At 72.5% G+C, this 11,869-nt stretch carries 10 protein-coding genes; 7 read left to right on the top strand and 3 right to left on the bottom strand.

Going from position 1 to position 11,869, the window contains the following annotated elements; translation table 11 throughout:
* Nucleotides 1–50: 50 nt before the first annotated feature.
* The gene (locus AB0C46_RS26565; RefSeq protein ID WP_362830784.1) at nucleotides 51–1,169 is read right to left on the bottom strand and encodes a SchA/CurD-like domain-containing protein; all 1,119 of its coding nucleotides are present in this window, start codon (nucleotides 1,167–1,169) and stop codon (nucleotides 51–53) included.
* Nucleotides 1,170–1,417: 248 nt separating this feature from the next.
* On the opposite strand from AB0C46_RS26565, the gene AB0C46_RS26560 reads away from it, so the two are divergent.
* From AB0C46_RS26560 to AB0C46_RS26550, 3 genes are all read left to right on the top strand, one after another.
* Nucleotides 1,418–3,052, top strand: a complete 1,635-nt coding sequence (locus AB0C46_RS26560; protein ID WP_362830849.1) for an FAD-dependent monooxygenase — start codon at nucleotides 1,418–1,420, stop codon at nucleotides 3,050–3,052.
* A gap of 208 nt (nucleotides 3,053–3,260) precedes the next feature.
* Nucleotides 3,261–3,572, top strand: coding sequence for a hypothetical protein (locus AB0C46_RS26555; RefSeq protein ID WP_362830783.1), 312 nt, complete (start codon nucleotides 3,261–3,263; stop codon nucleotides 3,570–3,572).
* Nucleotides 3,532–4,020 carry a glutathione peroxidase gene (locus AB0C46_RS26550; RefSeq protein ID WP_362830781.1) on the top strand — a complete coding sequence of 163 codons (489 nt, stop codon included), beginning with the start codon at nucleotides 3,532–3,534 and terminating at the stop codon, nucleotides 4,018–4,020. The genes AB0C46_RS26555 and AB0C46_RS26550 overlap by 41 nt, the downstream gene beginning before the upstream one ends.
* 57 nt (nucleotides 4,021–4,077) lie before the next feature.
* Here AB0C46_RS26550 and AB0C46_RS26545 read toward each other — a convergent pair whose 3' ends face one another.
* Nucleotides 4,078–4,434, bottom strand: a complete 357-nt coding sequence (locus AB0C46_RS26545; RefSeq protein ID WP_362830780.1) for an STAS domain-containing protein — start codon at nucleotides 4,432–4,434, stop codon at nucleotides 4,078–4,080.
* Between the two features lie 551 nt (nucleotides 4,435–4,985).
* Between AB0C46_RS26545 and AB0C46_RS26540 the strand changes: the two genes are divergently transcribed.
* From AB0C46_RS26540 to lnt, 4 genes are all read left to right on the top strand, one after another.
* Nucleotides 4,986–6,521, top strand: a complete 1,536-nt coding sequence (locus AB0C46_RS26540) for a GAF domain-containing protein (RefSeq protein ID WP_362830779.1) — start codon at nucleotides 4,986–4,988, stop codon at nucleotides 6,519–6,521.
* A 280-nt stretch (nucleotides 6,522–6,801) separates the two neighbouring features.
* Nucleotides 6,802–8,745, top strand: coding sequence for an ABC transporter ATP-binding protein (locus AB0C46_RS26535; protein WP_362830778.1), 1,944 nt, complete (start codon nucleotides 6,802–6,804; stop codon nucleotides 8,743–8,745).
* 60 nt (nucleotides 8,746–8,805) lie between these two features.
* On the top strand, nucleotides 8,806–9,288 hold the full coding sequence (locus AB0C46_RS26530; RefSeq protein ID WP_362830777.1) for a nuclear transport factor 2 family protein: 483 nt from the start codon (nucleotides 8,806–8,808) through the stop codon (nucleotides 9,286–9,288).
* Between the two features lie 140 nt (nucleotides 9,289–9,428).
* Nucleotides 9,429–10,961, top strand: a complete 1,533-nt coding sequence (lnt, locus tag AB0C46_RS26525; RefSeq protein WP_362830776.1) for an apolipoprotein N-acyltransferase — start codon at nucleotides 9,429–9,431, stop codon at nucleotides 10,959–10,961.
* Here lnt and AB0C46_RS26520 read toward each other — a convergent pair.
* A complete protein-coding gene (locus tag AB0C46_RS26520; RefSeq protein ID WP_362830775.1) occupies nucleotides 10,930–11,838 on the bottom strand; it encodes a Gfo/Idh/MocA family oxidoreductase in 909 nt (302 codons plus the stop codon). The two genes, lnt and AB0C46_RS26520, sit on opposite strands and share 32 nt — an antisense overlap.
* Nucleotides 11,839–11,869 lie beyond the last annotated feature (31 nt).

The following is an 11,869-nucleotide window of genomic DNA, read 5'->3' as shown; positions in this document are numbered from 1 at the left end:
TGGTGCCGGCGGTTGAATGGGGATGGGAGGCCTGCTACGGCCGGCGGCGGTCAGGCGCCCGGTGCCCGGCGGTCGGTGATGAGGGCCATGTCCGAGCGCTCCAGGAAGTGCGCGATCTCGCGGTCGTTCGACAGACCGCCGGCCACATCGGTGTCGATGAGGCGCCGCAGCACCGCCGTCTTGCGGGGGCCGCGGACACCGAGCGACAGCATGGGATCGCTGTCGACGGGGATCCGCAGATCGACCATCCGGACCACGACGTCGTCGCGCTGGAAGATGGTGCTGCCGGCGACGGGGCAGGACGGGTCGTCGGCGGCCAGTTCGTCCTGGCGGGCCAGCATCCGGGCCAGCGCCATGCCGCAGCCCTCCCTGGCCGGGTAGTACAGCGCATGCCGGCGGATGCCGTCGGGCTGCTGTCCGCCCGCCGCGACGTGGTGCACCGCGGGCAGTGCGGCGCGGGTGAAGAACACCCGGGCGGAGTTCGGGTCGCTGAGGTCGCGGTCCTGCTCCAGATACGGGTTGATGGCTTCCTCGACGGCCCGGACCTCGGGCTGCTGGGAGATGTGCCGCAGCGCCGCGACGAGGTCGCCCTGCACCTCGACCGCGCGCACGACGCGGTTGCCGTGCATGAAGAGGGAGGTGCGGCGGAGCCTGGTGGTGTCGTCGACCCGGGCCTCCGGGGAGGTGTACCCGGCGAGGATCTCCGCGACCATCGATTCACTGCCCGGCTTCACGGTGAAGGTCAGCGCGTGCCGGACCACGCCGTCACCGACGCGGGGGTTGGCCTGCAGCCGTCCCTTGGGGGGCTCGGGCGCGAGGCTGGCGATGTTCGAGGTCTCGCGCAGCACGCTGAAGCGCAGCGACCGGGTGTCGCGGACACAGCCGTGCAGCGGCTGGACCATCTTGACGTGCTCCTCGCTGTTCACCCAGGCCAGGAACGGCGGTGCGCTCTCCCATTCGCTGGTGATGAGCCACTGCGAGGGGTTCTCGATGGACTGGCACAGCTGGTCGGTGATGTGCCCGGGAACGGACGCGACCTGGTTGCGCAGGTGCTCGTAGGCTTCCAGGAAGTCCTGCTGGGCTCCCTCGTGGAGATCCAGGAGCAGCACGACCCGAAGCCGCGAGCCGTCGAAGGCTGACTGCGATATTCGTTCCGACAGCGTTGTCATCGTCTACGCATCTCCTTCGGGGCCCGACGGCCCCAGTGGTGCGTCGTCAGTTCCGGTGCGATCCGGTGACTGAGCCGGATGGTGGGGCGGCCCGCCCGGTGTCCGGGGGCGTCCCGGATTCGATCGTGGCCGGGACCCACGGGCGGCGCGAGATCTGTGAGCCATGCAGGTGAACCGTGATCGAACAGGGCCGCGGCCGGGCATTCGTGCTCCATCTGCCGTACACGCCCCTGGAGCTGGAGCACGCAATGAATCCCACCGCCGAAGACCGGGTTCCGGTACTCATCGTGGGCGGGTCCCTGGTCGGCCTGTCCGCGTCGCTGTTCCTGGGACGTCTGGGTGTCCGACATCTGCTGGTCGAGAAGCACTCGGACACCTCCCGCCACCCGCGCGGGCGGGGGAACAACGTCCGCACCATGGAGCTGTACCGCGTGGCCGGCGCGGAACAGCGGATCCGCGAGGCCGCGTCAACGCTGGCCGACAACCACGGGATCCTGCAGGCCCGTTCACTCACCGGCGACGACCAGGAGTGGCTGTTCAAGGAGATCGACCCGGGCGGCGGGCTGGCCCGGTTCAGCCCGTCCGCCTGGTGCCTGTGCAGCCAGAACGACCTGGAGCCGGTGCTGGTGCGCTGCGCCCGTGAGCACGGCGGTGACCTGCGGTTCTCCACTGAGCTGAGCTCCTTCGAGCAGGACGCGCAGGGTGTGACCGCGGTCCTCAGGAACCGGGAGACCGGCGAGCAGAGCACCGTCCACGCGGACTTCCTGATCGCGGCCGACGGCCCGCGCAGCCCGGTCCGGGAGCGGCTGGGCATCGGCCAGACGGGACCCGGCGACCTGTTCCACAACGTGAGCATCACCTTCCGCGCGCCGGCGCTCGCGGACGCCGTGGGCGACCGCCGCTTCATCGCCTGCTACTTGACCAACCCCGAGGCGGACGGGGCCCTGCTGCCGGTCGACAACCAGGCCGAATGGGTCTTCCACGCCCCGTGGCACCCGGACCGGGGCGAGACCCTGGAGGACTTCACCGACGAGCGGTGCATCGACCACATCCGCCGGGCAACAGGCGTACCGGACATGGCGGTTGAGATCACCGGCAAGGCGCCCTGGCACGCCGCGGAACGGGTCGCCGAACGGTACGGGGCCGGCCGGGTCTTCCTCGCCGGCGACGCGGCCCACGAGATGTCCCCCACCGGGGCGTTCGGCTCGAACACCGGTATCCAGGACGCCCACAACCTCGCCTGGAAGCTCGCCACCGTGCTGAACGGCTCGGCGGGACCCGAACTGCTGGCCTCGTACGAGGCGGAGCGGCAGCCGGTGGCGCGCGAGACCAGTGCCCGTGCCTCGGCCCGCTCCGCCGAGCACAGCCACCCGGGGTACGCCCCGGCGCCCGGCGCGGGCGGCGGCCGGCAGCGCGGGGTGCTCACCGTGGCTCTGGGCTACTGCTATCCGCACGGCGCGGTCGTCGGCGCCGATCCCGAGCTGCCGGTGGTGCCCGAGCAGATGCGGCTGACCGGCGAGCCGGGCACCCGCGCCCCGCACATGTGGCTGCACGCCGCCGGTGAACGCCGCTCGACCATCGACCTGTACGAGAAGTCCTTCGTCCTGCTGACCGGCTCCGACGGCGAGATGTGGCGCACCGCGGCCAAGGGCGCCAACGAGGAGTTCTCCCTGGGGCTGCAGTGCTACATGATCGGCACCGGGCCGAACGACGACCTGGCTCCCGAAGAGGGCGCCGACTGGGCCGAGAAGCACGGGACGACACCGGAAGGCGCGGTGCTGGTGCGCCCCGACGGCTTTGTCGCGTGGCGGGCCGAGGGGCGGGTGGCCGACCCCGAGGCGGCGCTCCGGGAGGTCCTCGCCTCGCTGCTGTGCCGGAGCTGACCGGGGCGGCCCGCTCCGGCCCTGTTCGAACGGCAGGGGCCGGGCCGCGTGACGCACGAGGCTGCTGATGACGGAGGGGCCGGCGGGACATCCGCCGGCCCCTCCGGCGCGCGAACGTATCTTCTGCCCGTCACCACCGCAGGGGCATCTGAGGGCCGTCCCGGCCGCGTCCCGCAACTCGGGGACCGATTTCCGGTTGAGTCCGGGCATGGACGCCAAGAAGCCCGCCGCACACCCCTTTCAGCGCATCTCGCTCCCCCACCAGCCGCCGCCCCTGCCGCCCCCCGCTCCACAGGCGCGCCGCCCGGCCGAGGAGGAGACGCCGATCTTCGACCAGCTGCTCAAGGAGTGGCGCTCGGGGGAGCTGCGGCCGGTCGTGTCCTGGCCGGTGGACGATCCGGGGAAGATCAGAGTGGGCTCCGCTGTTGGGATGGATGATGGCCGTCCCTATCCGCGGAACCGCGACGAGGAGCATGACCGTGAGCCTGTACGACATTCCCCTGCGCACCCTGACCGGTGAGCCCGCTTCACTCGCCGACTACCGGGGCAAGGCCCTGCTGGTGGTGAATGTGGCGTCCAAGTGCGGGCTGACCCCGCAGTATTCGGGCCTGGAGCGGCTGCAGCAGCGCTACGGGGACCGTGGCTTCAGTGTGCTGGGCTTCCCCAGCAACCAGTTCGCGGGCCAGGAGCCGGGCACCGCCGAGGAGATCGCCACCTTCTGCTCCGCGACGTACGGCGTGAGCTTTCCGCTGTTCGAGAAGACCGAGGTCAACGGCGCGGAACGGCACCCGCTGTATGCGGCGCTGACGGGCACCGAGGACGCCGAGGGGGCGTCCGGCGACGTCCAGTGGAACTTCGAGAAGTTCCTGATCGATGCCGAGGGCGAGGTCGCGGGCCGCTTCCGGCCGCGGACCGATCCGGAGGCCGAGGAGCTGGTCACCGCCATCGAGGCGGTCCTGCCGGCCTGAGCCACTGGCCGCGCCGCCGGTCCGCAGCGGCGGGCGGGCGGCGTACGGGGGCGCCGGTCAGGCAACGGCGGTGCCGGCGCCGTCCGTGACACCGGCTGATCCGGTGGTGCCGCCGGCCGGTTCCGCGGCACCGTCCTCGTCGGACACGATCTCGAAGGCGCCGGTCAGCCCGGTCATGCGCAACAGCCGCGCCACGCTTCCGCCGCGGGTGACACCGGTCAGCCGCAGCCGGCCGCCCCGCTGCCGGGTCCGGTAGCGGGCGCGGCTGAGCAGTGACAGACCGGCGCAGTCGATGAACGTCACCGCGCGCACATCGAGCAGGAGATCGGTGCCCTGGACACCGGTGAGGTCGTCCAGCCGGTCGGACAGCACCGACACGGCGAGGATGTCCAGTTCACCGCGGAGTTCGAGCACGGTCGTGCCCCCTGCCGCGCAGCTGGGTCCCACAAGTCTCGGGTAGTACTGACCTTCATCCATCGGCCCGGCCCACTTTCGTGCCGAGGCGCGGGATATGGCCACGCGTCTGCGGCGGAGACGTTCGGTAGGTGTGGGGGGCGCCCGGCGCAATCCGGGCGGGTCGGCCCGTTTCCGGGTCGTGGGTGATGCGTTGGTGTGTCGTCTGTGTTCCTGCGTTTCTGCAGCTGTCCGTAGTTGTTTACGGCTTACCCGCAGGCCGCGGCCTCCAAGTCCCAGCGGCCGGGACATCTATAGGTTGTCTCAAAGTCGCCCCTTGTCGGCGTGGCCGAGATAGGTGACCAAGGGCCCGCTCCCCCGCTGACGACGGGCAACGCCCTCCAGTCGCCCGTCCAGGCGCACCTCCCGGCGGTCGTCCCGGCGGTCGGACCGGCCCGGTGCCCCGAGTGATCGGCCCCTGACCGCCTCCGCGGCGCCTCCCTCGCCCATCACCCGAGCAGCTCGAACAACACACTTTCGGGCGAATTAGACTGTCCGGATCGCCGGAAAGTGTGAGGTGTGCCCTGAAGCCGTCGGATCCCGCGGGAGATCTCCCCGAACGGACCGCGCAGAGCCTGCGTGCGCTGGCCGGGGGGCCGATCTCCCGGCTTCCGCAGCTCCTGGAAGCGATGGTGACGGTCGGCTCCGACCACGATCTGCGCCGCGCGCTGGACCGTATCGCCGAGACCGCCGCCTCCCTCACGAGTGCGCGCCATGCCGCCGTCCGCATCCACGACGAGGACGGCGGCGGGACAGGCGGTCCGATCAGCCACGGCGTCTCCCCCGAGGCCGGGCCGGTCACCGGAGTCTCGCTGGAGGTACCCATCCAGGTGCAGGGGGAGCTGTTCGGCACCCTGTATCTCGCGGGGAAGGGGGACGGCGAGGAGTTCGGTGACGGGGATCTGCATCTGGTGCGGGTGCTGGCCACCGAGGCCGGGATCGCCCTGGGCAATGCCCGGATGCACTCGGCCGCCCGGCAGCGAAGACGCTGGATCGACGGGGCGGCCTCCGTCACCACGGCGCTGCTGGCCGGGCCCGGGACCCGCTCCACGGCCACGAACGCCCTCACCGTCGTCGCGGAGCAGGGCCGGGAGCTGGCCGAGGCCGCGACCGGAGCGGTTCTGCTGCCGCACGCCGAGGGCGGTATGCAGGTGGTGGCGATCTCCACCGTGCTGTCGGAGGCCGTACGGACCGAGGCCTTTCGCGGCCGGATCCCGCCGGAGAGCCCGGTGCTCCACCAGCTGCACGCCGGGCTCGCGGTCTTCTCCGACGACTTCGCCGCCGACCCCCGCTCGATCTCCCCGCTGTCGCGCCACTACGGCCCGACGATGCTGCTGCCGCTGCGCAGCAACGGGCGGGTGCTGGGAGCTCTCGCACTGTGCCGGATGTCCGGCGACCGCCGCTTCAGCCACACCGAACGGACGTTGGGGACCCAGTTCGCCGCCCAGGCCGCGGTGGCGCTGGTGCTCGTCGACCGGCACCGGGACCGGGAGCGGCTCGCCGTCTTCGAGGACCGCGACCGCATCGCCCGCGATCTGCACGATCTGGTCATCCAGCGGCTGTTCGCCACCGGAATGCTGCTGGAGACCGCCCGGCGCAAGGCTCTGCTGCCGGAGGTGCAGGAGGGGCTCGGCGAGGCGATCGACGAGCTGGACGCGACGATCCAGGAGATCAGGACGGCGATCGTCGCGCTGCAGCAGGGGCCGCCGGAGGCGCCGCCCGGCCTCCGGGCACGGGTGCTGCGGGCGGCCGGCGCGGCCACCGCGGCCCTCGGCGGCCGCCCGTCGGTGCGGTTCGCCGGCCCGGTCGACGCGCGGGTCGACGACCGGAGCGGCCGGGAGCTGGTGGCCGCGCTCGGCGAGGCGCTGGCGGCCGTGGAGGCCTCGGCGCCGGCACCGCCGCAGCCGGCCCGGGTCTCGGTCGTCGTGGACGCCACCGTCACGCTGCCCGACGGACGGGCGGGCGTACGGCTGACGGTGAGCTGCCCGGACGGCTGGCACCCGCCCATGACCTGGGAGCGTCCCCTCCACGGCCGGTCCGGCTCCTGATCCGCCGGACGGGCCCCTCGGCGGGACGGTCGTGGGCGCGGCGCGGCGCGTGGGCGCGGCGCGGCGCGTGGGCGCGGAACGACGCGTGGGCGCGCCGCGTGGGACCTCGCGGTGCCTCCGGGCCCCGTTGCACGGTGGCCGTGGTGCCCCGTGGAGGCCCTGGCGGGTGACCGCACCGGAATCGCTTGACCTCAACATTGGTTGAGGTCCTAGGTTCCTGTTATGTCGCCGGTCACTCACGGCGATCCCGTGATGCGACCCCGGCACCCTGGAGGCCACGATGGACATGGAAGTCACCGCCTGGCATGCACTGCACAGTTCGATGACCGCGCAGCAGGGGCGGCGCCGCTTCTCCCGCGGCACCCTGCGCCGCATCACGGCGTTCGCCCGCCCACACCGCCGCCACCTGGTGTGGTTCCTCGTCCTGAGCACGGTGACCGCGACGCTCGCGGTGGCCACCCCGTTGCTCGCGGGCCGGGTGGTGGACGCCATCGTGGGCGGCGACTCACCCTCCATCGTCGTCGGCCTGTCCGTACTGATCGCCGTCATCGCGGTCGCAGAAGCCGGCCTGGGGCTGCTGACCCGCTGGCTGTCGGCCGGCATCGGCGAGGGCCTGATCCTGGATCTGCGCACCACGGTGTACGACCACGTCCAGCGGATGCCGATCGCCTTCTTCACCCGCACCCGCACCGGAGCGCTGGTCAGCCGTCTGAACAACGATGTGATCGGTGCGCAGCGGGCATTCAGCGACACCCTGTCCGGGGTCGTCAGCAATATCGTGACGCTGCTGCTCACCCTCGGGGTGATGCTCAGTCTGTCCTGGCAGATCACGCTGATCGCGCTGGTGCTGCTGCCGGTGTTCGTGCTGCCCGCCCGCCGGGTCGGCCGGCGGCTGGCGGATCTGCGCCGGGAGGGCGCCGACCACAACGCGGAGATGGGCACGCAGATGACCGAGCGGTTCTCCGCGCCGGGTGCCACGCTCGTCAAGCTGATGGGCCGCCCGGACCGCGAGTCCGCCGAGTTCGCCACCCGGGCCCGCCGGGTGCGCGACATCGGGGTCCGTTCGGCCATGGTCCAGACGTACTTCGTCACCGCCCTCACCCTGGTCTCCGCCCTGGCGCTGGCCGTCGTCTACGGCCTGGGCGGCTTCCTCGCGCTGCGCGGCCAGCTGGAGGCCGGCGCGATCGTCTCGCTCGCCCTGCTGCTCACCCGGCTCTACGCCCCGCTGACCGCGCTGTCCGGCGCCCATATCGAGGTGATGAGCGCGCTGGTCAGCTTTGAGCGGGTCTTCGAGGTGCTCGACCTCAAGCCGCTGATCACCGAGAAGCCGGACGCCCGCACCGTCCCCGAGGGCCCGGTGTCCGTGGAGTTCGACTCCGTACGCTTCGGCTACCCGGCCGCCGACAAGGTCTCGCTGGCCTCCCTGGAGGAGGTCGCCACCCTCGACACCCGCGGCGGCGAAGAGGTCCTGCACGGCATCTCCTTCCGCGCCGAACCCGGCCAGATGGTCGCCCTGGTCGGCTCCTCGGGCGCCGGGAAGTCGACGGTGGCCCAGCTGCTGCCGCGGCTGTACGACACCGACGCGGGGGCGGTCCGGCTGTCCGGGGTGGACGTCCGCGATCTGACCGCCGCCTCGCTGCGCGACGTCCTCGGGATGGTCACCCAGGACGGGCACCTCTTCCATGACTCGATCCGCGAGAACCTGCTGCTCGCCAAGCCGGAGGCGGCCGAGGCGGAGCTGTGGGACGCGCTGCGCCGGGCGCGTCTGGAGGAGCTGATCGCCGGGCTCCCCGACGGGCTGGACACCGTCGTCGGCGAGCGCGGTTACCGCCTCTCGGGCGGTGAACGCCAGCGGCTGACGATCGCCCGGCTGCTGCTCGCCCACCCCCGGGTGGTGATCCTGGACGAGGCCACCGCCCACCTGGACAACACCTCCGAGGCGGCGGTGCAGGAGGCGCTCACCGAGGCGCTGGACGGCCGTACCGCCCTGGTCATCGCCCACCGGCTGTCGACCGTGCGGGCCGCGGACCTGATCCTGGTCGTCGAGGGCGGGCGGATCGTCGAGCGCGGGACGCACGAGACGCTGCTGGCGGCCGAGGGGCGGTACGCGGAGCTGTACCGGACCCAGTTCACCGACTCGGAGGACCGGCAGGCCGCCGCAGCGGAAACCGGGCACCCGGATTCCGGCCCGGATCTCCTGCCGGAGTCGGCGCTGGTGAACTGACGCCGCGCCGGTAGGCCCCCGCCTCTTGGCGGGGGCCTCCGTATGCCGAAAACTGAGGCGATGACGCAGCGCGCGGAACACTCCACGCTCATGGACCGCCTCGCCCTCGACGATCTGGTCACCGGGTACGCCATCGCCGTGGACGACGGCGACTGGCCCGGCTATCTGGCCCTGTTCACCCCGGACGGGCGGGCCGACTACCGCTCCGCGGGCGGCATCGAGGGCGGCGCCGAGGAGATGGCCTCCTGGCTCGCCGAGATGCTGCGGCACTTCGCCATACGGCAGCATCTGGTCGTCAACCGCCGTATCACCCTCGCCCGGCGGGACGGCGCCCCCGGCGACACGGCCACCATCCAGGCCGACTACCTCAACCCGATGCGGCTCGCCGACCCCGCGTCGGACGCCGGGGACGGACCGACCGCCCCCAACTACACCTGCGCCGGGCGCTACGAATTCGCCGCCCGCCGCACCACCGACGGCTGGCGGCTGACCGGGGTCGTCGTCCACGAGAAGTGGCGCCAGGTGCGGCCGGTGGACGACTGACCGGCCCGCCGTCCGTCGCGACCCGGCGGCAACCGTTATGTCCCGCTATCGGCTGTTGCGGCGACACCCCCTTTCCTTGATCGGCGCACCCGCGCACACTGGCCGTCCGACCGGCGAAAACCGGCACCAGGGAGCCCGGCATGGACAGACCGCTCGGCCGGCAGGCGCGGTGGCCCGGCTCCCCCTGGACACGGGGCGTGGCCGCCGCGCTCGCCGGTGCGGTGCCGGCCCTCACCTTTCCCGCCCCGTCCTGGTGGTGGCTGGCCGGTGCCGCCCTGGTGCCCTGGCTGCTGCTGCTGCGGACAGCGCCGACAAACCGGCGGGCGGCGCTGGACGGCTGGCTGGGCGGCGCCGGCTTCATACTCGCCGTCCACCAGTGGCTGCTGCCGAGCCTGCACGTCTTCATCCTCGTGCTCGCCCTGCTGCTCGGTGCGCTGTGGGCGCCCTGGGGGCTGCTGGTGCGTGCGCTGCTGGGCGGTGCGCCCGGCGCGGCCCGGTGCACCGCGGCGCTGGTGCTGGTGCCCTCGGGCTGGCTGATGGTCGAACTGGTCCGGTCCTGGGAGTACTTGGGCGGCCCGTGGGGGCTGCTGGGCGCCAGCCAGTGGCAGGTGCCGCCCGCACTGCGGCTGGCGTCGATCGGCGGGGTGTGGCTGGTCAGTCTGCTGATCGTGGCGGTGAACACCGCACTGGCCGAACTGATCGCCCGCCCCGCGGCCCGGCTGCCCGCCGTCGCCGGGCTGCTGGTGTGCGCGCTGGCGGTCACCGCGGCCTGGTTCTGGGCGCCGGTCCCCCGCGCCGCCGGCACGGTACGGGTCGCCGTCGTCCAGCCCAACCTGACCGGCACCCCGACGGAACGGCTGGTCCGGAGCGAAACCCTCACCCGGTCGCTGGCGGGCCGCGGGGTGCGGCTGGTCGTCTGGGGCGAGAGCAGCCTCTCCCAGGATCCGGCGGACCACCCGGCGCTCGCCGAGCGCCTGGCCGCTCTCTCCCGGCAGACCGGCGCGGAGCTGCTGATCAACGCCGACTCCGCACACGCCGATCGGCCGGGCATCTCCAAGAGCGCGGTGCTGATCGGGCCGGACGGACCTACCGGGGACCGCTACGCCAAAATGCGGCTGGTGCCCTTCGGCGAGTACATCCCGTTCCGGTCGCTGCTCGGCTGGGCGACCCGGGTGGGCAAGGCCGCCCCGACGGACCGGCTGCGCGGCACCCACCAGGTGGTGATGCCGGTCGCCACCGCGGGCGGACTGCGCATCGGACCGCTGGTGTGCTTCGAGAGCGCCTTCCCCGATATGAGCCGCCATCTGGTGCGCGACGGCGCGCAGGTGCTGGTCGCACAGTCCTCGACCTCGACCTTCCAGGGCAGTTGGGCACCCGCGCAGCACGCCTCGCTGGCCGCGCTGCGCGCCGCAGAGAACTGGCGGCCGATGGTGCACGCCACCCTCACCGGCATCAGTGCCGTGTACGGCCCACGGGGCGAGCAGATCGGCGAACGGCTCGGCACCGACCGCAGCGCGGCGGCCGTCTACGACCTGCCGTTGGCCGAGGGCACCAGCCCGTACACCCGGTTCGGCGACTGGGCGGTGTACGGGGCGATGGGTGCGCTGGTGCTCGCCGGCGGGTATGCGGGGCTGCGGGCGCTCAGCAGGCGGTCTGCGCCAGTGCGTCGGTGACCACCCGTTCGCACAGTTCGTGGGTGCGCAGCGCGTCCCGGGCGGACGGCTGCCGGCCGGCCCGTACGTCGTCCAGGAACGCCAGGACGATCTGCTCGATACCGCGCTGGCGGGCGACCGGCACCCAGTCCCCGCGGCGCCGGATGCTCGGCTGCCCCTTGTGGTCGATGACCTCGGCGAGATTGACGACCTGGCGCTTGGTGTCCTGCCCGGAGACGTCGAGGATCTCCTCCGCGGAGCCGCTGAGGCGGTTCATGGTGCCGAGGGCGGTGAAGCCGTCGCCGGACAGCTGCAGCACCACATGCTGCATCAGCCCGTCACGGATCCTGGCCCGCACATCGATGTGGTCGACCTCCCCGGGGACGAGGAACCGCAGAGTGTCGACGACGTGGATGAAGTCGTCCAGCACCAGCGTGCGCGGGTCCTCGGGCAGGCCGATGCGGTTCTTCTGCATCAGGATCAGGTCGCGGGCGTGCTCACGGCACTGGGCGTAGGCGGGCGCGAAGCGGCGGTTGAAGCCGACGGTGAGGCCCACTCCCCGCTCCTCGGCGAGCGCGACGATGCGCTGGGACGTCGCGAGTTCGTAGGAGATCGGCTTGTCGACATAGGCCGGGACGCCGGCCTCGATCAGCCGGGTCACGATCTCGGGGTGGGCGGCGGTGGCGGCGTGCACGAAGGCGGCGTCCAGGCCCGTGGCGAGCAGCGAGTCCAGGTCCGGGTGGAGCTGCGACGCGGGCAGCCGGTGGGTGGCGCCGACCCGTTGCAGGGTGGCCGGGGTGCGGGTGTGCAGATGCAGTTCGAGCCCCGGTTGTGTGCCCAGGACGGGGAGGTACGCCTTCTGGGCGATGTCGCCGAGTCCGATGCAGCCGACCTTCACTCGTGCTCCTTGGGTTGCGCCGCGGCCCTGG

The sequence above is a fragment of the Streptomyces sp. NPDC048637 genome (assembly GCF_040650675.1).
GTDB lineage: Bacteria > Actinomycetota > Actinomycetes > Streptomycetales > Streptomycetaceae > Streptomyces.
Note: the sequence above shows the minus strand (reverse complement) of the source record. Positions and strands in the feature narration are given on the sequence as shown.